The organism is Azospirillum thermophilum (genome assembly GCF_003130795.1).
GTDB classification, from domain to species: Bacteria; Pseudomonadota; Alphaproteobacteria; order Azospirillales; family Azospirillaceae; genus Azospirillum; species Azospirillum thermophilum.
Genome location: NZ_CP029357.1, coordinates 217,883 through 238,257, shown reverse-complemented (window position 1 = coordinate 238,257; position 20,375 = coordinate 217,883). Strand labels below are relative to the sequence as shown.

The 20,375-nt window shown below is 70.0% G+C and carries 16 protein-coding genes and 2 pseudogenes; 9 read left to right on the top strand and 9 right to left on the bottom strand.

All coding sequences use genetic code 11. The annotated features are described in order from the left end of the window. Nucleotides 1–40: 40 nt before the first annotated feature. On the bottom strand, nt 41–619 hold the full coding sequence (locus DEW08_RS26020; RefSeq protein ID WP_109332815.1) for a gamma carbonic anhydrase family protein: 579 nt from the start codon (nt 617–619) through the stop codon (nt 41–43). Nucleotides 620–642: 23 nt separating this feature from the next. Continuing rightward, entirely contained in the window at nt 643–1,557 is a 915-nt protein-coding gene (locus DEW08_RS26015) for a LysR family transcriptional regulator (RefSeq protein ID WP_109332812.1), read from the bottom strand. A gap of 98 nt (nt 1,558–1,655) precedes the next feature. Here DEW08_RS26015 and DEW08_RS26010 point away from each other — a divergent pair, with 98 nt between their 5' ends. The 7 genes from DEW08_RS26010 (at nt 1,656) to DEW08_RS25980 (ending at nt 7,399) form a co-directional block, all read left to right on the top strand. Continuing rightward, nucleotides 1,656–2,885, top strand: a complete 1,230-nt coding sequence (locus tag DEW08_RS26010; RefSeq protein WP_109332811.1) for an acyl-CoA dehydrogenase family protein — start codon at nt 1,656–1,658, stop codon at nt 2,883–2,885. 54 nt (nt 2,886–2,939) lie between these two features. Next, nucleotides 2,940–4,019, top strand: coding sequence for a phosphotransferase family protein (locus DEW08_RS26005; protein WP_109332810.1), 1,080 nt, complete (start codon nt 2,940–2,942; stop codon nt 4,017–4,019). A gap of 4 nt (nt 4,020–4,023) precedes the next feature. Continuing rightward, the gene (locus tag DEW08_RS26000) at nt 4,024–4,737 is read left to right on the top strand and encodes a histidine phosphatase family protein (RefSeq protein ID WP_109332809.1); all 714 of its coding nucleotides are present in this window, start codon (nt 4,024–4,026) and stop codon (nt 4,735–4,737) included. A 17-nt stretch (nt 4,738–4,754) separates the two neighbouring features. Further along, nucleotides 4,755–5,528, top strand: a complete 774-nt coding sequence (locus DEW08_RS25995) for an SDR family oxidoreductase (RefSeq protein ID WP_109332808.1) — start codon at nt 4,755–4,757, stop codon at nt 5,526–5,528. A 35-nt stretch (nt 5,529–5,563) separates the two neighbouring features. Further along, nucleotides 5,564–6,406 carry an SDR family NAD(P)-dependent oxidoreductase gene (locus tag DEW08_RS25990; protein WP_109332807.1) on the top strand — a complete coding sequence of 281 codons (843 nt, stop codon included), beginning with the start codon at nt 5,564–5,566 and terminating at the stop codon, nt 6,404–6,406. Nucleotides 6,407–6,499: 93 nt separating this feature from the next. Further along, the gene (locus DEW08_RS25985; protein WP_109332806.1) at nt 6,500–6,892 is read left to right on the top strand and encodes a GFA family protein; all 393 of its coding nucleotides are present in this window, start codon (nt 6,500–6,502) and stop codon (nt 6,890–6,892) included. Nucleotides 6,893–7,015: 123 nt separating this feature from the next. Continuing rightward, complete coding sequence (locus DEW08_RS25980) at nt 7,016–7,399, top strand: response regulator (RefSeq protein ID WP_109332805.1); 384 nt, start codon at nt 7,016–7,018, stop codon at nt 7,397–7,399. 23 nt (nt 7,400–7,422) lie between these two features. On the opposite strand, the gene DEW08_RS25975 is transcribed toward DEW08_RS25980, so the two are convergent. Together DEW08_RS25975 and DEW08_RS25970 are read right to left on the bottom strand one after the other, a co-directional pair. Further along, on the bottom strand, nt 7,423–8,382 hold the full coding sequence (locus DEW08_RS25975) for an NAD-dependent epimerase/dehydratase family protein (RefSeq protein ID WP_109332803.1): 960 nt from the start codon (nt 8,380–8,382) through the stop codon (nt 7,423–7,425). Nucleotides 8,383–8,487: 105 nt separating this feature from the next. Further along, nucleotides 8,488–9,030: a helix-turn-helix transcriptional regulator gene (locus DEW08_RS25970; RefSeq protein WP_109333455.1), complete on the bottom strand. Its 543-nt coding sequence runs from the start codon at nt 9,028–9,030 to the stop codon at nt 8,488–8,490. Nucleotides 9,031–9,655: 625 nt separating this feature from the next. Between DEW08_RS25970 and DEW08_RS32920 the strand changes: the two genes are divergently transcribed. After that, nucleotides 9,656–13,465, top strand: coding sequence for a beta strand repeat-containing protein (locus tag DEW08_RS32920; protein WP_109332802.1), 3,810 nt, complete (start codon nt 9,656–9,658; stop codon nt 13,463–13,465). A gap of 62 nt (nt 13,466–13,527) precedes the next feature. On the opposite strand, the pseudogene DEW08_RS25960 reads toward DEW08_RS32920, so the two are convergent. Both DEW08_RS25960 and DEW08_RS25955 read right to left on the bottom strand, forming a co-directional pair. After that, nucleotides 13,528–13,895: pseudogene (locus tag DEW08_RS25960) on the bottom strand (antibiotic biosynthesis monooxygenase family protein). A gap of 31 nt (nt 13,896–13,926) precedes the next feature. Continuing rightward, nucleotides 13,927–14,010: pseudogene (locus DEW08_RS25955) on the bottom strand (NIPSNAP family protein); the annotation flags it as partial. Between the two features lie 101 nt (nt 14,011–14,111). Here DEW08_RS25955 and DEW08_RS25950 point away from each other — a divergent pair. Further along, nucleotides 14,112–14,852: an ArsR/SmtB family transcription factor gene (locus DEW08_RS25950; RefSeq protein ID WP_109332800.1), complete on the top strand. Its 741-nt coding sequence runs from the start codon at nt 14,112–14,114 to the stop codon at nt 14,850–14,852. Nucleotides 14,853–14,887: 35 nt separating this feature from the next. On the opposite strand, the gene DEW08_RS25945 is transcribed toward DEW08_RS25950, so the two are convergent. The 3 genes from DEW08_RS25945 to DEW08_RS25935 all read right to left on the bottom strand — a co-directional run bounded on the left by DEW08_RS25945 (nt 14,888) and on the right by DEW08_RS25935 (nt 20,349). Then, nucleotides 14,888–16,060, bottom strand: coding sequence for an MFS transporter (locus tag DEW08_RS25945; RefSeq protein ID WP_245987001.1), 1,173 nt, complete (start codon nt 16,058–16,060; stop codon nt 14,888–14,890). 228 nt (nt 16,061–16,288) lie between these two features. Next, a complete protein-coding gene (locus DEW08_RS25940; RefSeq protein WP_109332796.1) occupies nt 16,289–17,080 on the bottom strand; it encodes an SDR family NAD(P)-dependent oxidoreductase in 792 nt (263 codons plus the stop codon). A gap of 83 nt (nt 17,081–17,163) precedes the next feature. Further along, a complete protein-coding gene (locus tag DEW08_RS25935; protein ID WP_109332795.1) occupies nt 17,164–20,349 on the bottom strand; it encodes an efflux RND transporter permease subunit in 3,186 nt (1,061 codons plus the stop codon). Between the last annotated feature and the right edge of the window lie 26 nt (nt 20,350–20,375).

Genomic DNA, 20,375 nt, shown 5'->3' with positions numbered 1-20,375 from the left:
GGTGTGACGGCGCAAGAGCGCGCCGCCGTCCGCCGGCGCCCTACAGGGCCGCGACCTCCCGCGCCGCGTCGCGGTGGGCGCGGGCGAGGCCGGCATAGTGGCGGATGTCGAAGGCGATGAACTCTCGCTCCTGCGCCGTCACCTCGCGCATCATCTTGGCCGGGCTGCCGGCCCAGAGCTGACCCGCGGGAATGCGCTTGCGCGGGGTGAGCACCGCCCCGGCGGCGAGCATGGCGCCGCCTTCGATCACCGCGCCGTCCAGCACCACGGCGCCGATCCCGACGAGCGCCCCGTCCTCCACCGTGCAGCCGTGCATGCGGACACCGTGGCCGACCACCACGTCGGCGCCGATGATCGTCGGATGGGCGTCGAGCATGACGTGGATGACGGTGCCGTCCTGGATGTTGCTGCGCGGCCCGACGCGGATGAAATGGTCGTCGCCGCGCAGCACGCAGCCGTACCAGACGCTGGCCTCCGCCGCGATCTCCACGTCGCCGACCACCACGGCGCCGGGGGCGACGTAGGCGTCTTCGGCGATGCGCGGCCAGACGCCCTTGAAGGGCTGGATGATGGCGCCGGGATGGCGGCGCAGCAGGTCGGCGGGCGTCTCGCTGGGCATCGGGTCGTCCTGTCGGCTGGGGGTCACGGGGAAGCGGGGGCGGCGAACAGGGTCAGCAGAAGGTCGCGCAGCCAGCGGTTGGCCGGGTCGTGGTCCGCCGTCTCGTGCCAGTAAAGGTATACGTCGAGCGGCGGCGTGTCGAAGGGGACGGGGAAGACGCGGTTGGGCAGGTTGCGGTTGGCCGAGTGGGCGTAATGCTCGGGCATCGTCAGCAGCAGGTCGCTGTCCGCCACCACCCGGCAGGCGGCGTAATAATGCTGGCAGCGCAGGGCGATGCGGCGGTGGCGGCCGATGCGGGCGAGCTCCACGTCCTCCAGCCCCATGCCCTTGCGGCGCGACGACACCAGGATGTGGCTCTGCGCCAGATAGGTTTCCAGGTCGGGAGGACCGTCGAGCGCGGGGTGCCCGTCGCGGGCGACCACCACCAGCCGGTCGCTGAGCAGCCGGGCGCGCCGCACCCCGCCGGACAGGGTCAGCAGCACGTCCACCGCCATGTCGAGCGAGCCGGCGGCGAGTTCCGATTCCAGCTCCCGCCGGTCGGCGCGGACGGAGGACAGGTCGATCAGCGGGGCGGCCGTCCTCAGCGCGCCGATCAGCGGCGGCAGCAGCTTGGATTCGAGAACGTCGCGCACGCCGATGGTGAAGCTGCGCCGGGTGGCGGCCGGGTCGAAGTCGCGGCACTGCTGCACCGAGGTGCTGAGCGTCCTCAACGCCTGCTGCACCGGCCCGATCAGCGAGCGGGTCAGCGGCGTCGGCATCATGACGCTGCCCTGGCGGACGAACAGCGGGTCGTCGAACACCGCGCGCAGCCGGCCGAGCGCATGGCTGAGCGCCGGCTGCGTCAGGTTCAGGCTGCGCGCCGCGCGGGTGATGTTGCCCTCGGCATAGATCGCGTCGAGGACGACGAAGAGGTTCAGGTCGAGCCGGCTGACATGCATGGCGTTTATAGTACTGCATGAAGACTCATCATTTGATTCATTTTTCCACGCGGCTAGAGTCGGTGCAAGGCAAACGCCCGCGAGGAAGGGGCACCGTCATGAATTTCGAACATTCCGCCCGGGCCAGGGAGTTCATCGAGCGCCTGAACGCCTTCATGGCCGAGCATGTCTATCCGGCCGAGGCGGTCTATGCCGCCCAGCTCGACCGCGGCGACCGGCCCTGGCGGGTGCCGCCGGTGATGGAGGAGCTGAAGGGGCGCGCGCGGGCGGCCGGGCTGTGGAACCTGTTCCTGCCGGAGCCGGAGCATGGCGCCGGCCTGTCCAACGTCGAATACGCTCCGCTGGCCGAGATCATGGGCCGCTCGCCCATCGCGCCGGAGGTGTTCAACTGCAACGCCCCGGACACCGGCAACATGGAGGTGCTGGTCAAGTACGGCTCCGCCGCGCAGAAGGAGCGCTGGCTGCTGCCGCTGCTGGAGGGGCGCATCCGCTCCGCCTTCTGCATGACGGAGCCGGAGGTCGCCTCCTCCGACGCGACCAACATGCGGGCGACCGCCGTGGTGGACGGCGACGAGATGGTGCTGAACGGCCGCAAATGGTGGAGCACCGGCATCGGCCACCCCGACTGCCGCTTCGTCATCTTCATGGGGCTGACCGATCCGCAGGCGCCCAAGCACCAGCGCCATTCGATGGTGATCGTGCCGCTCGACACGCCGGGCGTGGTCATCGAGCGGATGCTGCCGGTGTTCGGCGCGCTGCACCCGCCGCACGGCCATGGCGAGGTGAGCTTCACCGACGTGCGGGTGCCGGTGTCGAACGTGATCGCCGGGCCGGGCCGCGGCTTCGAGATCGCGCAGGGGCGGCTGGGGCCGGGGCGCATCCACCACTGCATGCGCGCCATCGGCGTGGCGGAGCGCGCCTTCGACCTGATGTGCGAGCGGTCGCTGACGCGCACCGCCTTCGGCAAGCCGCTGGCGGCGCTGGGCGGCAACGGCGACATCATCGCCAACGCCCGCATGGCGATCGACCAGGCGCGGCTGCTGACCCTGAAGGCGGCCTGGATGATGGACACGGTCGGGGTCAAGGGGGCGATGAGCGAGATCTCGCAGATCAAGGTGGTGGCGCCCTCGGTCGCCCAGATGGTGGTCGACCAGGCGATCCAGATGCATGGCGGCGCCGGCGTCAGCGACGATGTCCCGCTGACCGAGCTGTTCGCCAACGCCCGCGTCCTGCGCATCGCCGACGGGCCGGACGAGGTCCACCGCGCCTCCATCGCCAAGCTGGCGCTGAAGCCCTACGCCGCCCGGCTGGGGCTGGGGAAGGGCTGAGGCGGGCCGACGGGACGCGAAGCAACGAAAGAACGACGGGGAGGAGCGGGACGCATGGGACGGATCGATGCGACGGCGATCGACAGGGCAGGGCCGGTGCGCGCCGGGGAGGAGCTGGACGTCGCCGCGGTGGACGGCTTCCTGAAGGGGGCGGTGCCCGGCCTGTCCGGCACGCCGGAGGTCGGGCAGTTCGCCGGCGGCGCCTCCAACCTGACCTACGGGCTGCGCTATCCCGGCCGCGACCTGATCCTGCGCCGCCCGCCCTTCGGCGCCCGCGGCGGCAGCGCCCACGACATGCTGCGCGAGGCGGGGGTGATGCGCTCGCTGAAGCCGGTCTACCCCTATGTGCCGGCCGTGGTGGCGGTGTGCGAGGACCCGGCGGTGCTGGGCTGCGCCTTCTACGTGATGGAGCGGATCGCCGGCATCATCCCGCGCCGCGACCTGCCGCCCGGCCTGGACCTGACGCCGGAGGAGACGCGGCGGCTCTGCCTCACCGTCGTGGACAAGCTGATCGAGCTGCACCGCATCGACCCCGCCGCCGCCGGGCTCGGCCATCTCGGCAAGGGCGAGGGCTATGTCAGGCGGCAGGTCGAGGGCTGGCAGGAGCGCTACCGCCGCGCCAGGACGGCGGACGTCGCCGATTTCGAGGAGGTGATGGCCTGGATCGGCGGGCGGATGCCGGAGGGCGAGGTGGCGATCCGGGTCATCCACAACGACTTCCGCTTCGACAACGTCGTGCTGGACCCGGACGACCCGCTGGAGGTGATCGGGGTGCTGGACTGGGAGATGGCGACGCTGGGCGATCCGCTGATGGACCTCGGCGGGGCGCTCGCCTACTGGGTGGAGGCCGGCGACGAGCGCGAGTTCCTCTCCCTGCGGCGGCAGCCGACCCATCTGCCGGGCATGCTGACGCGCCGGGAGGTGGTGGACTATTACGGCGAGCGGACCGGCCTGCCGGTGGCGGGGTTCGACTTCTACCTGGTGTTCGGCCTGTTCCGGCTGGCGGTGATCGCCCAGCAGATCTACCAGCGCTACAGCGAGGGCAAGACCCGCAACCCGCAGTTCGCCGGCTTCGGCATGGCGGTGAACTATCTGGAGCGGCGCTGCCGGTCCATCATCGCCGCCGCGGGCTGAGCCGATGGGCCGGATCCGTCTGGTGCGGCACGGGCAGGCGAGCTTCCTGGCCGAGGATTACGACCGGCTGTCGGAGACGGGGATGCGCCAGTCGGTGGCGCTGGGGGCATGGCTGCGCCGGACGGGGCAGGACGCCGACCTCGTCCTGCGCGGCAGCCTGCGCCGCCACCGCGAGACCGCCGAGGCCTGCCTCGCCGCCTGGAAGCCGGAGGAGGGACGGCCGGTCGAGACGGTCGAGGATGCCGCCTTCGACGAGTTCGACCATCTCGACGTGCTGGGCGCCCTGCGTCCGGAGCTGCGCGCGCCCGGCGCGCTCGCCGCCTTCCTGCGCGGGCAGGACGACCCGCGCCGCGCCTTCCAGGCGCTGTTCGTGCGGAGCCTGGAGCGCTGGACCGCCGGCGGCCACGGCGGCCACGGCGGCGACTACCGCGAGAGCTGGACGGCCTTTCGCGAGCGCTGCGCCGCCGGGCTGCGCCGCGCGATCGAGCGGGCACCGTCGGGCAGCGTCTGGGTGTTCACCTCCGGCGGGCCGGTCGCGGTGGCCTGCCAGCAGGTGCTGGGGCTGTCGGACCGCGGGACGCTCGACCTCAACGCGGTGATCGCCAACACCGGGGTGACCACGCTGCTGCACGGCCGCGGGCGGCTCAGCCTCGGCAGCTTCAACGCCACCGGCCATCTGGAGGCGGCCTGCGACGCCGGCCTCCTCACCCTTCGATAGGACAGGACGCACCCGCCATGGACCGCAAAGACCTTTTCGACCTGAGTGGCAAGATCGCGCTGGTGACCGGCGCCAGCCGGGGCATCGGCGAGTCCGCGGCCCGGCTGCTGGCGGCGTCGGGCGCCCATGTCATCGTGTCCAGCCGCAAGCTGGACGCCTGCCAGGCGGTGGCCGAGAGCATCAGGGCCGAGGGCGGCTCGGCCGAGGCCATCGCCTGCCACATCGGCGAACTGGCCGACATCGACGCCGTCTTCGCCGCCATCGCCGACCGGCACGGGCGGCTGGACATCCTGGTGAACAACGCGGCGACCAACCCGCATTACGGGCCGATCGTCGACACCGACCCCGCCGCCTTCCAGAAGACGGTGGACGTGAACATCCGCGGCTATTTCTTCATGTCGGCGGGCGGCGCCCGGCTGATGGCCCGCGGCGGGCGCGGCGGCGCCATCGTCAACGTCGCCTCGGTCAACGGCGAGATCCCGGCGCTCCACCAGGGCATCTATTCGATCACCAAGGCGGCGGTCCTCTCGATGACCAAGGCCTTCGCCAAGGAATGCGCGCCCGACGGCATCCGGGTGAACGCCCTGCTGCCGGGGGCGACCGACACGAAGTTCGCCGCGGCGCTGGTGAAGAACAAGGCGGTGCTGGACACCGTGCTGGCCCATGTCCCGATGAAGCGGGTCGCCCGGCCCGACGAGATGGCCGGCGCCATCCTGTATCTGGCGTCGGACGCCGCGAGCTACACCACCGGCGCCTGCCTGAATGTGGACGGCGGCTATCTGATCGCCTGACGCGACGCAAAAGAACCGGAAGGGGAGGAAGTGCCATGAAGGAGCTGTCCGGCAAGGTCGCCGTGATCACCGGCGCCGCCGAGGGCATCGGCCGGGCCATCGCCCGCAGGGCGGCGGGGGAGGGGATGAGCCTCGTCCTCGCCGACATCGACCAGGGCGGGCTGGACGCGCTGGCCGGCGAGATGGCGGCGGCGGGGACGGCCTGCCTGGCGCTGCGCACCGACGTGTCCGACCCGCAGGCGGTCGACGCGCTGGCCGACGCCGCCTTCGCCCGCTTCGGCGCCGTCCATCTGCTGGTCAACAATGCCGGGGTGGCGGTCGCCAAGAGCGTGTGGGAGACGACGCCCAGGGACTGGGACTGGGTGATGGGGGTGAACTTCCACGGCGTCACCAACGGGCTGCGCGCCTTCGTGCCGCGCATGCTGGAGGGCGGGCAGCCGGGCCACATCGTCAACACCGCCTCGATTGCCGGGCTGCTGTCGGTGCCGGCGCTGGCCGCCTACAACGCCAGCAAGTTCGCCGTCGTCACGGTATCGGAAGGGCTGCACCACGACCTGACGCTGCGCGGCGCGCCGATCGGCGTGTCGGTGCTCTGCCCCTCCTGGGTGAAGACGCGCATCGCGGACTCGAGCCGCCACCGCGCCGAGGCCGACCGCGTCGACCCGGCGACGCTGAGCGGGGTGTCGCAGAAGGCCGGCCTCGCCATCCTGAAGGCGGTGGAGGCCGGCATCACGCCGGAGCAGGTGGCCGACTCCGTGTTCGAGGCGGTGGCGGAGGAGCGCTTCTACATCCTGACCCACCCGCAGAGCCGCGCCGCCGTCGAGATCCGGATGACCGACATCCTGCAGGACCGCAAGCCGACGCTGCTGTCCTTCTGAGCGGGCTGGCCGCCTTCCTCCACGTAATGGGTTGCAAGGGTGATGGTATTGAATCTAAACAACAGGAGGATCTGAGCGGGGAGGAGGTGCGGCATGGACCGCTTCACCGGCGGCTGCCTGTGCGGCAAAATCCGGGTCGTGGCGACGGGGCTGCCATACCGGGTCGGGATTTGCCACTGCCTCGACTGCCGCAAGCATCATGGCGCCCTGTTCTATGCCGCCGCCGTGTTCCCCGAGGATGCGGTGACGATCGAGGGGGAGCCGCGCGGCTATGCCGGGCGGTTCTTCTGTCCCGACTGCGGCTCGTCCGTGTTCGCACGGTCCGGGGACGAGGTGGAACTGCATCTCGGCGCCCTGGATGCGCCGGACCGGCTGGTGCCGACCTACGAAAGCTGGACCATCCGCCGCGAGTCCTGGCTGCCGGCCTTTCCGCTCGCCAGGCGGTACGAGCGTGACCGTGAAGGGCGGGGCCGCAGCGAAGGGTAGGGCACGGATGTCCTGTCACATCCGTCATCATCTTGTCACCGACTGTGTTTGGGGCGCGCCGGCATATCCCGCTATGTTGCAGCAGCGAGGGTGCGCTGCACCCGGTTGCCGGATCGGGTTTGAATGATCGTTTCCCATCATCTGCGGGTTCTGCTGGTCGAGGACGAGGCGGTGAGCGCGATGGCCCTGGCGGCCGTCTGCGAGCAGGCGGGCTATCGCGTGACCTGCGTCGGCAACGGGCGCGAGGGGCTGGAGGCGTTCGAACGCGCCCCGTTCGACGTCGTGGTGACCGACCTGAACATGCCGCAGCTCGACGGCGGACGGATGATCCGCAGCCTGCGCCGGGAGTGGCCCTGCCTGCCGGTCGTGGTGGTCACCGGTTCGCCGCCGCCGGGCGGCCTGCGCGAGCTTCAGGGCAGCGAGCCCGGCGTCATGGCGCTGCTGACCAAGCCGGTGGCCGGCGCGGATCTCGTGCGGGCGATCCGCGGCGTCTTCGCGATGACGTGAGCCGATGCCCGCGGGCCGGCCGGCTAGCGGGTCCCGTCATGGTAGCCCTTGCTGCCGACCGCCAGGGCGAGCGGGCTGCGGAACTCCGTCCCGGCGGCGAGGCAGTCGAGCATGTGGCGGAAATCGTAGCGTGGCCGCCATCCGAGATCCCGCCGCGCCCGGTCATTGACGTAGACGCGGTCGACGCCGGGGAACAGCCGCCAGCCGCGGGCGCGGTAGAGGGCTTCGGCGTCCGGGAAGAGGCGGCGGACCACCGCGGCGGCGTCGCGGCGCAGCTCCGCGAGGTCGTCGCGGGTGAAGGGGCTGGTGGCGGAGACGATGTAGCGCGCGAAGCCGATCTCCGCGGCCCGCCCGGCGGCCAGCAGATGCGCCTCCACGATGTCGGCGAGGTCGGCGCGGCGGTGCAGCAGCTCGTTCGCCTGGGCATTCAGCGTGTCGTAACGGCTGCGCACGGCGGGATCGTCGTCGGGCTCGGGGAAGAAGCGGCTGGTGCGCAGCACGATCACCGGCAGGCCGTGCCGGCGGGCGAACAGCTCGCACAGGCTCTCCGCCGCGACCTTGGTGACGCCGTAGATGTTCTTGGGCACCGGCGTCACCTCCTCGGTGATCCAGGCGGCGGGCTCGCCCTCGGCCGGGCTGAGGGCGAGGCCGAAGGCGCTGGTGGTGCTGGTGAAGACGACGGAGCGGACGCCGGCCGCCGCCGCTTCCTCCAGCAGGGTCAGCGTGCCGGCCAGGTTGGTGTCGAGGAACTGCCCATAGCTGTGGGTGTCGACATGCGGCTTGTGCAGGGTGGCGGCGTGCAGGACCGTCGCGACGCCGTCCAGGCTGCGGCGGACGACGGCGCGGTCGCCGATCGAGCCGACATGGTCGGTGAAGGGCGACGGCTTGAGGTCGAGCCCCGCCGCCGCCTGCCCGTCGGCGCGCAGCCGGCGCATCAGGGCCTCGCCGAGATGGCCGGCGCTGCCGGTCACGAGAATGCTCATCGCTGGTCGTCTCCCTGTGCGGAACGGCGTTCGTGCCGGGGAGGCTAGCGGCGGAGCCGCGGCGCCGGCCACGCATAAGATATGCGCAAGGGGCGGTGCGACCGGCTAGGACAGGGTGGTGACCAGCCGGGCGGGGCTGCCGTCGGCGAGCGGCAGCCGTTCCCACAGCGCCCGGCCCGGCCGGATCGGCAGCAGCGCGTCGCCGTTGCTGCCGGTCTCCACCGCCAGGGAGGCGAGACGGCCGTCGCGCCAGCCGAGCGCGTCGAGCCGCTCCTCCTCGGCCAGGATCTCCGGCGTGGCAAAGAGCAGCAGCGAGCGGCCGAGGAAATCGGCGGGATCGCCGCGCCATTCCGCCCGCCGGGCCGGCGACGCGGCGAGCAGCCGGTGCGTGCGGTCGCAGATCAGATGGACCTTGAGGCCGGAGCTTTCGACCAGCCGCCTGAGCGCCGCGTCCTGCGCCGGATCCGGCGCGCTCACCAGCCGCCGTTCCGCCGCCGCGGCCTGGGCCGGCGTCATGGCGAGGTCGCCGCGCTCCCAGCGCGAGACGGTGGCCTGGGTGACGCCGAGCAGGTCCGCCAGATGCGCCTGCTTCATGCCGCGCAGGACGCGCAGCCGCCGCAGGGTGCGGCCGAAGAGAGGTGTCGTCATGGAAAGCACTCGCCCCCGCGCGGTCGGGTCCGCACCCATCCTCCCGCCGATCGGCCGGTGCGGCAAGAGCCGCGGCAGTCCGGGCGGAGCCGCGCCGCGACGGCCCCGGCGACGGTGCGGCGGCGAGATAATTTCCATAAGGCTCCTTATGCCGTTTTTGCCTGTAGGCGCAATGTCAAAATGTCAGTCCGGCGTAATATGGAAGTGTCGGCCTTCCGCCACGGTTGCGACGGCGCGGCGGGCCGGCGTGACTCCGACGCGCCTCCCCCGCCCTTACCGCGCCATTTCGTCCAAAGGCGCTGCCGCATCCCGTATGGCCTCGAAAGGACCGCATCGTGTGGTCCTGATGAATATAATTACAGTATTCAAGGTAGGTTTTTGGACGCCATTAGTACGAGTTATACTGCGCTTTATCAGCATGATGAGCAATCATTTATCATTTTTGTTGAATGCAGAATCAAATTTTGTTATTTGCTAATTGAATCTCGTTTTGGTTGTTGCGTACGCATGTCCTGAACACATTCGGCAAGACCCTCCGGAGAGAAAAGCCCTTGGTTGAAAAACAGCCTGATGACTGTTATGGAACGGGTGCGGCGACCCGCTACTCTCCAAAAAGGGAATTCTCATGTTGGGCACTCCGGGCAACGACACGCTGTACGGTACCAGTGGCAACGATCTGCTGGAGGGCCTGACGGGCAACGACGCGCTGTACGGCTTCGCGGGCAACGATACGCTGATCGGCGGCGACGGCGACGACATCCTGGATGGCGGTTCCGGCGACGACTCCATGGTTGGTGGCGCGGGAAACGACGTCTACATCGTCGACAGCAACAGCGACCGCATCACGGAGCTGGCCGGCGAAGGCATCGATGAGGTGCGCACCAGCCTCAGCAGCTACAGCTTGGCAAGCACCCCCGACGTGGAGAACCTGACCTACACCGGTCCGGGAGCGTTCCGCGGGACCGGCAATGCGTTGGCCAATCATATCAAGGGAAAGGATGGCAACGACACGCTGGAGGGCGCGAAGGGGGAGGACACGCTCGAAGGGGGCAACGGCAACGACATCTACATGGTGTATGGCGAAGGCGTGACCATTGTCGAGGCCGCCGGGGCCGGCATCGACGAGGTGTACACCACCCTCTCCACCTATACTCTTCCCGACGGCGTGGAGAAGCTGACCTACACCGGCAACGGCCCATTCACCGGCATCGGCAACGCGTTGAACAATCGCCTCTGGGGCCCGGAAGGATCGACGTTGGCCGGTGGTGGCGGCGACGACCTCTATATCATCAGTGATAAAAACATCCGCATCATCGAGAAGGCGGGGGAAGGCATTGACGAGATACGCACCTCCCTGACCGAATACACGTTGGCAGACAAGGAAGAGGTTGAGAATCTGACATACGCCGGTACCGACATTGTAACCTTCATCGGCACCGGGAACCTGAAGAACAATGTCATCACCTCCGGGAGTGGCAATGATACGCTGGACGGCGGTGGGGGGATCGACACGCTGTCGGGTGGGGCCGGTGATGACGTGTACTATGTCGATGACGTTGCCGATGTGGTCTTCGAGCAGGTCAATTCGGGTTTCGATGAGGTGCGGGCCCGCGTCGCCAATTACAGCCTGAGCAACAATCTGGAGCAGCTGACGTTCATCGGTTCCGGCGCCTTCAACGGCACCGGCAACAGCTTGGCCAACGTGATCACCGGTGGTGACGGGAACGACACGCTCACCGGCGGAAGCGGCAACGACACGTTGTTGGGCGCCGGCGGAAGCGACAACCTGATTGGTGGCGACGGCAACGATGTCCTGCTGGGTGGTGACGGGAACGATATGCTGGACGGCGGCACGGGCAACGACAGCCTGGACGGTGGGACCGGCGGCGACAGTTTCGATGGCGGAGCGGGTGACGACATATACGTCGTAGACAATGTCAACGATATCGTCAACGAAGTGGGAGGCGGGGGCAATGATACAGTGCGCACCTCACTGGACAGCTACAAACTCACGCCTTGGGTGGAGACCCTGATCTACACCGGCGGGAGCGCATTCACCGGCACGGGCAACGACCTGGCCAATCGCCTGGAAGGCAGGGACGGGAACGACACGCTGGACGGCAGGGAGGGCAGCGATACGCTGGTCGGCGGCGCCGGTGACGACGTCTACATCGTGGACAGCAGCGCCGATACCATCATCGAGATGGCGAACGGCGGCAACGACACGGTGCGCACGTCGCTGAGCAGCTACACACTGGGCGAGACCTCCAACCTCGAGAACCTGGCCTTCATCGGCTCGGGCGCCTTCACCGGCACCGGCAACAGCCTGGCCAACGCGATCACCGGTGGCGTGCTCAGCGACACGCTGTCGGGCGGAGCCGGCAACGACACGCTGGACGGCGGCGCGGGCAACGACAGTCTGATCGGCGGCGCCGGCGACGACGTCTACATCGTGGACAGCAGCGCCGATATCGTCGTCGAGATCGCGAACGGCGGTATCGACACGGTGTGCACATCGCTCGGCAGCTACACGCTGGGCGAGACCTCCAACCTCGAGAACCTGGCCTTCATCGGCTCGGGCGCCTTCACCGGCACCGGCAACAGCCTGGCCAACGCGATCGCCGGCGGCAGCGGCAATGACAGCCTGAGCGGCGGTGCGGGCAACGACACGCTGACCGGCGGATTGGGCAACGACACGCTGGACGGCGGTGCGGGCAACGACAGTCTGATCGGCGGCGCCGGCGACGACGTCTACATCGTGGACAGCAGCGCCGATATCGTCGTCGAGACGGCGAACGGCGGTATCGACACGGTGCGCACGTCGCTCGGCAGCTACACGCTGGGCGAGACCTCCAACCTCGAGAACCTGGCCTTCATCGGCTCGGGCGCCTTCACCGGCACCGGCAACAGCCTGGCCAACGCGATCGCCGGCGGCAGCGGCAATGACAACCTGAGCGGCGGCGCAGGCAACGATACTCTGGACGGCGGCGCGGGCAACGACAGTCTGATCGGCGGCGTCGGCGACGACGTCTACATCGTGGACAGCAGCGCCGATATCGTCGTCGAGATCGCGAATGGCGGTATCGACACGGTGCGCACGTCACTGAGCGGCTACACGCTGGGCGAGACCTCCAACCTCGAGAACCTGGCCTACTTCGGCTCGGGCGCCTTCACCGGCACCGGCAACAGCCTGGCCAACGCGATCGCCGGCGGCAGCGGCAATGACAGCCTGAGCGGCGGCGACGGCAACGACACGCTGACCGGCGGATTGGGCAACGACACGCTGATCGGCGGAGCCGGCGAGGACACGGCGGTGTTCGCCGCCGGCACCATCGTCTGGCGTGACATCGACGGCACCGAACGCGCCTTCGGCCCCGACGGAGAGGACGTGCTGTCGGGCATCGAGCGGGTGCGGATCGGGGCGGGAGCGGCGGTGCCGATCGAGCAGAGCCGGTTCAACCCCTGGGCCTATCTGGCCTCCTACAGCGACCTGCGGGCCGCCTTCGGCAGCGACGGCGCGGCCGCGGTCCGCCATTATCTCGAATACGGCCGCGACGAGGGACGCGGCATCATCTTCGACACCCTGAGCTATACCGCCTCCTACAGCGACCTGATCGGAGCTTTCGGAACCAACGTCGATGCCGCAGCCCGGCACTATCTCGAACATGGCCGCAGCGAAGGGCGGGGCATCGTCTTCGACGCGCACCGTTATCTCGACAAATATGCCGATCTGAAGGCCGCCTTCGGCGACGACACGGTTGCGGCCACCCGACAGTTCATTCTGGAAGGCTACGCCCAGGGGCGCAACCTGGAAGCCGCGGTCGTGAACGGCACGGCGGCGGCGGAGATCCTGCAGGGCACCGGCATCGAGGACATCATCACCGGCGGATTGGGCAACGACACGCTGATCGGCGGAGCCGGCGAGGACACGGCGGTGTTCGCCGCCGGCACCATCGTCTGGCGTGACATCGACGGCACCGAACGCGCCTTCGGCCCCGACGGAGAGGACGTGCTGTCGGGCATCGAGCGGGTGCGGATCGGGGCGGGACCGGCGGTGCCGATCGAGCAGAGCCGGTTCAACCCCTGGGCCTATCTGGCCTCCTACAGCGACCTGCGGGCCGCCTTCGGCAGCGACGGCGCGGCCGCGGTCCACCATTATCTCGAATACGGCCGCGACGAGGGGCGCGGCATCATCTTCGACGCCCTGAGCTATACCGCCTCCTACAGCGACCTGATCGGAGCCTTCGGAACCGATGCCGAGGCCGCGGCCCATCATTACCTGTCCTACGGCCTGCGCGAGGGGCGGGGAATCACCTTCGACGCACAGCATTATCTCGACAGATATGCCGACCTCAAGGCCGCCTTCGGCAACGACACGGCCGCCGCCACCAGGCACTATATCCAATACGGATTCTTCGAGGGACGGCTGACCTGACGCCCCGTCGGGGAGCCGCCCGGACGAGCGGCTCACGTCCTCCCCGCGGGTGAAGTCGAGGATCAGGTCGTCCCCGCCCCGGATCCGGTCCCGTGAACGTCCCGGCTGTCGGCGGGGCCTCGGCGCGGTCGTGCAGGCCGTAGTCGCGGATGACGGTGGCGACGCGCAGGCGGTAGTCGGCGAAGACCCCGCCGCGCCCCTTGGCCTGCGTCGCGCGGTGGGAGGCGCGGGTCCGCCACTGCCGGACCGCCTCCTCGTCGCGCCAGAAGGAGAGCGACAGCAGCTTGCCCGGATCGGTCAGGCTCTGGAAGCGCTCGATCGACAGGAAGCCGTCGATGCCGGACAGCTCGTCGCGCAGGGCCGCGGCGAGGTCGAGATAGTGCCCGGTCTCGCCCTCGGCCGGCCGGACTTCGAAGATCACCGCGATCATGGCTCGCTCAAGCTCCGTGCATGGGGGCGGACGCGAGGCCCCGGTTGCGGGCGCAGGTGTCGAAGGCGGCGACCTTGAACGGATCGATCTCGCAGCGGATGAAGCAGGTGATCATGGGGAGACGGTCTCCGATGGGGATGGACACCCCCTTGATAGCGGATTGAGCGGCGGCGTCGCTTCGGCTAGCGTCGAAGTATGAAAGCGATCGAACCATCCATGAAGGAAGGCCCCGTCATCGCATCGGTCGCCGCCCTGCTCGGCGATCCGGCGCGGGCCAACATCCTGACCGCCCTGATGGACGGCCGGGCGCTGACCGTGAGCGAGCTGGCCGGGGTCGCGGGGGTCACCCTGCAGACCGCCAGCGGCCACCTCGCCAAGCTGGAGGCCGCCCGGCTGCTGGTCGCCGAGAAGCAGGGGCGCCACCGCTATTTCCGCCTCTCCGGCACGGACGTGGCGCAGGTGCTGGAGGCGCTGATGGGGCTTGCCCAGCGCACCGGCGCGACGCGGGTGCGGACGGGCCCGAAGGATGCGGCGCTGCGCTCGGCACGCGTCTGCTACGACCATCTCGCCGGGGAGCGCGGGGTGGAGCTGCTGGCCGGCGCGCGGCGGCAGGGGCTGATCGCCGGGGAGGTGATCGGTGGGGACGTGATCGGCGGGGACGTGATCGGTGGGGACGTGATCGGTGGGGACAGGGCGCTGGCGCTGACCGACAAGGGACGCGCCGTCTTCGCCGGGTTCGGGCTCGACCTGGGGCGGCTGGAGAAGGGGCGCCGGCCGCTGTGCCGGGCCTGCCTGGACTGGAGCGAGCGCCGCGACCATCTGGGCGGCGCGCTGGGCGCCGCCATCCTGGCGCGCATCCTGGAGGCCGGCTGGGCGCGGCGCGAGGACGGACGCGTGGTGACCTTCACGCCGGCCGGGCTGGAGCGGCTCGCGGCGCTCGTCGACCCGGCCTGCTAGGGAGGTCCCCTGCCCTGCCCTCGGGCACCTTGGCCTCAGGCGCGGACGGCGATCCGGGCGGGCACCATCACGGCGGCGGTCAGCAGGACGAACGCCCCGCCGAGCCACAGCACGCTGGCCGGGCCGACGCCGTCGACCGTCCAGCCGCCGATCAGCGCGCCGAGCGCGATCGACAGGTTGAAGGTCCCGGCGAAGAGGGAGGACGCCGCCTCGGTCGCCCGCGGGGCGGTCTTGACGATCAGCGTCTGCAGGCTGACCGAGACGCCGCCATAGGACAGTCCCCACAGCACCAGCATGGCCACACCGCCGACCGGGCCGGCGCCGAGCAGCGGCATCAGCAGCAGGGTGGCGGAGAGTGCGGCGACGATGACGATCAGCGTCCGGCGCACGTCCCGCGCGGCGGTCCCGCCGGCGACCGCGTTGCCGACGATGCCGGCGACGCCGTAGACCAGCAGAAGCGGGCCGACCAGGCCGGCGTCGATGCCGGAAAGCTGCTGCAGGATCGGGTTGACGAAGGTGTAGGCGGCGAAGTGGCCGGTCACCAGCAGGGCGGTGGACAGGATGCCGACCCGCACCCCCTCGATGCGCAGGACCGCCGGCAGGCTCGCCAGCCGCACCGGCTGGGTCGCCGGCAGCCGCGGCAGCGACAGGGCGAGCCCGGCCAGCACCACGGCCGCGAGGACCGCCGCCGCGACGAAGGTCAGCCGCCAGCCGGCCAGCTCGCCCAGCAGGGTGCCCGCCGGCACGCCGAGAACCGAGGCCGCGGCGACGCCGCCGAAGATCAGCGCCATCGCCCGCCCCACCGATTCCGGCGGGACGAGGCGCGGGGCGAGGCTGCCGGCGAGCGCCCAGAATCCGCCGATGCTGAGCCCGACCAGGAGCCGCGCGCCGAGCAGCACCGCGAAGCCGGGGGCCGCCGCGGTGACGAGGTTGGCGACGGTCAGCAGGGCCATCAGCAGGCAGAGGTAGAGGCGGCGGTCGAGCCGGCCGATCGCCAGCATCAGCAGCGGCGAGGCGGCGGCGGCGACGAGGCCGGGGGCGGTGACCATCAGGCCGACCGTCCCGTCGGTCACCCCCATCTCCGCCGCGACGGCCGGCAGGATCCCGACCGGCAGCATCTCGCTGGTCACCAGCGTGAACACGCCGGCCGCCGCCGCGGCGACGCCGAGCCAATGGTGCCGGGCCGGCCCGGTCTGGACAGTCTGCACCCGAGATCTCCGCAGGGTTTCCGGTCCGTCCGCGAGGCGCCGTGCCCGTGGCGCGCTCCGGAAGGCCTGCGCCGCGCCGGGGGACGGAGGCGGTCAGGCGGACCGATCAGGACGAACAGTGTCCTTGAGTCCTGCCCGGCGGACCCGGGGGTGTCAACCGGCCCTCGGGCATGGCTGCCCTACGCGCGCAAACGGCAGCCCTGCCCCGCCCGTCCGCAGGCGCACGGGTCAGTGGGTGCCGGAGCCGGGCTCGGCCATCTTGCGGTGCTGGGCGGCGAGCACGCCCGAGGGGGTGACCGTCGCCATCGCGGTCTGCAGCTTGTTCTTCCAGCCGGCGACCACGTCGCCGTCGCCGCGCATCATGGCGTCGAAGCCGGTCTGCGCGACCATCGCCGGGTCGTCCTTCTTCCCCTGGCCGACGGCGGTGTCCGTCATGTCGGCGCGCTCGAAGAACTCGGTATCGGTCGGGCCGGGCATCAGGCAGGTGACGGTGACGCCGCTGTCCTTCAGCTCCTCGCGCAGGGCGAAGGAGAAGGAATCGATGAAGGCCTTGGTGCCGTTGTAGACCGCCTGGAAGCTGCCGGGCATGAAGCCGGCGACCGAGCCGGTGATGAGGATGCGGCCCTGCCCGCGCTCGCGCATGCCGCGCCCGGCCTTCCGGATCAGGTAGAGGGTGCCGGTGACGTTGGTGTCGATGACGTGGCGGACCTCGGCGAAGTCCTGATCGAGGAAGCCGTGGCCGAGCCCGTGTCCGGCGTTGGCGAGCAGCGCGTCGACCGGCCGGCCCTTCACCGCCGCCCACAGGGTATCGACGCCGTCCAGCGTGGCGAGGTCGGCCTGGACGGCATCGACCGAGGCGCCGGAGGCGCGCAACTCGCGCGCGGCCTCCTCGATGTCGGGCGTGTCGGCGGCGATGACGAGGTCGAAGCCGTTCCCGACGCAGAGCCTGGCAAGCTCGCGGCCGATGCCGCTGGACGCGCCGGTGACGATCGCCAGGGGGCGGATGGAGCTGCGGGCCATGGGGGATCCTTCAGACATGAGGGCCGGCTTGCGGGGATGCCGGCTCAACCCCGCAAGCCTGAGGAAGGTTCCGGACCGGCCGCTCAGTCGCCCGCGGCGGCGGCCATGTGCCCGTCGCCGGGAACCGCGGAGGAGCGCCGCCCCGCCCCGGCCAGCCGGCGCAGCAGCACGTAGAACACCGGGGTCAGCACCAGCCCGAACAGGGTGACGCCCAGCATGCCGAAGAAGACCGCCACACCCATGGCGTGCCGCATCTCGGCCCCCGCCCCGGTCGAGACGACCAGCGGCACCACGCCCATGATGAAGGCGATGGAGGTCATCAGGATGGGACGCAGCCGCAGGCGGCTGGCCTCGATGGCGGCCTGGACGACGCTGCGGCCCTGAAGCTCCAGCTCGCGGGCGAACTCGACGATCAGGATGGCGTTCTTCGCCGACAGGCCGACCAGCACCATGAAGCCGATCTGGGTGAAGATGTTGTTGTCGCCCCCGGTCAGCCAGACGCCGCCCAGCGCCGACATCAGGCTCATCGGCACGATCAGCAGGATGGCGAGCGGCAGCGTCAGGCTCTCGTACTGGGCCGCCAGCACCAGGAAGACCAGCAGCACGCTGATCGGGAACACCCACAGCGCGGTGTTGCCGGCGAGGATCTGCTGGTAGGTCAGGTCGGTCCACTCGAACTTCACGCCGCGCGGCAGCACCTCGGCCGCGATGCGCTCGGCCGCCGCCTCCGCCTGGCCGGACGAGAAGCCCGGCGCCGGGCCGCCGTTGATGTCGGCGGCGGTGTAGCCGTTGTAGCGGACCACCATCTCCGGCCCGTAGCTCTGGTTGACGGTGACCAGCGAGGAGAGCGGGACCATGGTCCCCCTGTCGTTGCGGGTCTTCAACTGGCCGATGTCGTCGGCCTGGGCGCGGAAGGGGGCGTCGGCCTGCACCCGCACCTGGTAGACGCGGCCGAAGGCGTTGAAGTCGTTGACGTAGAGCGAGCCGAGATAGACCTGCATCGTCTCGAACACCTCGCCGACCGAGACGCCGAGCTGCTTGGCCTTCACGCGGTCGAGGTTGACGTCGAGCTGCGGCACGTTGATCTGGTAGCTGGAGAAGGTCGGCCCCAGCTCCGGCGTCTGCCTTGCCCGGGCGACGAAGGCGCCGACGGCGGCGTTCAGCGCCTCGTAGCCCAGCGACCCGCGGTCCTCGATCTGCATCTTGAAGCCGCCCAGCGTGCCGAGACCCATCACCGGCGGCGGCGGGAAGATGGCGACGAAGGCCTCCTTCAGCCCGGCATAGCGCTTCTGCAGGTCGCCGGCGATGGCGTTGGCCGACAGGGCGGGATCCTTGCGCTCGGCGAAGGGCTTCAGCGTGACGAAGACGATGCCGGCGCTGGAGCTGTTGGTGAAGCCGTTGACCGACAGGCCGGGGAAGGCCACCGCGCTCTCGACGCCGGGGCGGGCGAGCGCGATGTCGGTCATCTCGCGGATCACCGCCTCCGTCCGGTCGAGCGAGGCGCCGGTCGGAAGCTGGGCGAAGCTGATGAGATATTCCTTGTCCTGCAGGGGAACGAAGCCGGTGGGCACCGCGCGGCCGAGCAGGACGGTCAGCCCGATCAGCCCGACATAGAGCAGCATCATCACGCCCTTGCGCCGCACCACCCCGCCGACGCCGCGGCCGTAGCCTTCGGAGGCACGGTGGAAGACGCGGTTGAACAGGCGGAAGAAGCCGCCGAAGACCCGGTTCATGACGCGGGTCAGCCGGTCCTGCGGCTGGTCGTGGCCGCGCAGCAGGATGGCGGACAGCGCCGGCGACAGGGTCAGCGAGTTGAAGGCCGAGATGACGGTGGAGATCGCGATGGTCATCGCGAACTGGTTGTAGAACTCGCCCGACAGGCCGGGCATGGCGGCCAGCGGGACGAAGACGGCGACCAGCGTCAGCGCGATGGCGATGATCGGGCCGCTGACCTCCTGCATCGCCTTGTAGGTGGCGTCGCGGGCGGACAGGCCGGCGGAGATGTTGCGCTCGACATTCTCCACCACGACGATGGCGTCGTCGACCACGATGCCGATGGCCAGCACCATGCCGAACAGCGACAGCGCGTTGATCGAATAGCCGAAGGCCAGCATCAGCGAGAAGGTGCCGACGATCGACACCGGCACCGCCAGCAGCGGGATGATCGAGGCGCGCCAGGTCTGCAGGAAGACGATGACCACCAGGACGACCAGCGCGATGGCCTCCAGCAGCGTGTGGATGACGGCCTCGATGCTCGACCGCACGAACTGGGTCGGGTCGTAGACGATGGAATAGTCGACGCCTTCCGGCATGTCGGCCTTCAACTCCGCCATGACGCGCCGCACCTCGTCGGAGATGGAGAGCGCGTTGGCGTCCGGCGTCTGGTTGATGCCGAGCGCCACCGCCGGCTTGTTGTTCAGCAGCGAGCGCAGGCCGTACTGGGCGGCGGCCAGCTCCACCCGCGCCACGTCGCGCAGATAGGTGACGCCGCCGTCGGCCCCGGTCTTCAGCACGATGCCGGCGAACTCCTCCGGCGTCTTCAGCCGTCCCTGCGCGTTGATGGAGAGTTGCAGCGGCACGTCGGGCAGCGTCGGCGAGGCGCCGATGACGCCGGCCGCCACCTGGATGTTCTGCTCGCGGATCGCCGCCACCACGTCGCCGGCGGTCAGCCCGCGCTGCGCCACCTTCTGCGGGTCGAGCCAGACGCGCATGGCATAGTCGCCGGCGCCCCAGATCTGCACCTCGCCGACGCCGGCGACGCGGGTCAGCCGGTCCTTGACGTTGAGCAGCGCGTAGTTGCGCAGGTAGGTCATGTCGTACCGGTCGTTGGGCGACAGGATGTGCACGACCATGGTCAGGGTCGGCGAGCTCTTCACCGTGGTGACGCCCAGCCGCTGCACGTCCTGCGGCAGGCGCGGCAGGGCCTGCGCCACCCGGTTCTGCACGAGCTGCTGCGCCTTGTCCGGATCGGTGCCGAGCCGGAAGGTGACGGTCAGCGCCATGTTGCCGTCGCTGTTCGCCTGCGACTGCATGTAGAGCATGTTCTCGACGCCGTTGATCTGCTCTTCCAGCGGCGAGGCGACGGTCTCGGCGATGACCTTGGGGTTGGCGCCGGGGAACTGGGCGCGCACGACGACGGAGGGCGGCACCACCTCGGGATATTCCGAGATGGGCAGCCGGAACAGCGCGATCAGCCCGGCGAGGAACAGGGCGACCGACAGCACGCCGGCGAAGATCGGCCGGTCGATGAAGAACTTTGAGATGTTCATGACGGATCTCGCGGGTGGGCGGTGTC

Coding starts and splice junctions, on each gene's coding strand:
- DEW08_RS26020 (WP_109332815.1), bottom strand. CDS start 619: ATGCCCAGCGAGACGCCCGCCGACCTGCTGCGCCGCCATCCCGGCGCC.
- DEW08_RS26015 (WP_109332812.1), bottom strand. CDS start 1,557: ATGCATGTCAGCCGGCTCGACCTGAACCTCTTCGTCGTCCTCGACGCG.
- DEW08_RS26010 (WP_109332811.1), top strand. CDS start 1,656: ATGAATTTCGAACATTCCGCCCGGGCCAGGGAGTTCATCGAGCGCCTG.
- DEW08_RS26005 (WP_109332810.1), top strand. CDS start 2,940: ATGGGACGGATCGATGCGACGGCGATCGACAGGGCAGGGCCGGTGCGC.
- DEW08_RS26000 (WP_109332809.1), top strand. CDS start 4,024: ATGGGCCGGATCCGTCTGGTGCGGCACGGGCAGGCGAGCTTCCTGGCC.
- DEW08_RS25995 (WP_109332808.1), top strand. CDS start 4,755: ATGGACCGCAAAGACCTTTTCGACCTGAGTGGCAAGATCGCGCTGGTG.
- DEW08_RS25990 (WP_109332807.1), top strand. CDS start 5,564: ATGAAGGAGCTGTCCGGCAAGGTCGCCGTGATCACCGGCGCCGCCGAG.
- DEW08_RS25985 (WP_109332806.1), top strand. CDS start 6,500: ATGGACCGCTTCACCGGCGGCTGCCTGTGCGGCAAAATCCGGGTCGTG.
- DEW08_RS25980 (WP_109332805.1), top strand. CDS start 7,016: ATGATCGTTTCCCATCATCTGCGGGTTCTGCTGGTCGAGGACGAGGCG.
- DEW08_RS25975 (WP_109332803.1), bottom strand. CDS start 8,382: ATGAGCATTCTCGTGACCGGCAGCGCCGGCCATCTCGGCGAGGCCCTG.
- DEW08_RS25970 (WP_109333455.1), bottom strand. CDS start 9,030: ATGACGACACCTCTCTTCGGCCGCACCCTGCGGCGGCTGCGCGTCCTG.
- DEW08_RS32920 (WP_109332802.1), top strand. CDS start 9,656: ATGTTGGGCACTCCGGGCAACGACACGCTGTACGGTACCAGTGGCAAC.
- DEW08_RS25950 (WP_109332800.1), top strand. CDS start 14,112: ATGAAGGAAGGCCCCGTCATCGCATCGGTCGCCGCCCTGCTCGGCGAT.
- DEW08_RS25940 (WP_109332796.1), bottom strand. CDS start 17,080: ATGGCCCGCAGCTCCATCCGCCCCCTGGCGATCGTCACCGGCGCGTCC.
- DEW08_RS25935 (WP_109332795.1), bottom strand. CDS start 20,349: ATGAACATCTCAAAGTTCTTCATCGACCGGCCGATCTTCGCCGGCGTG.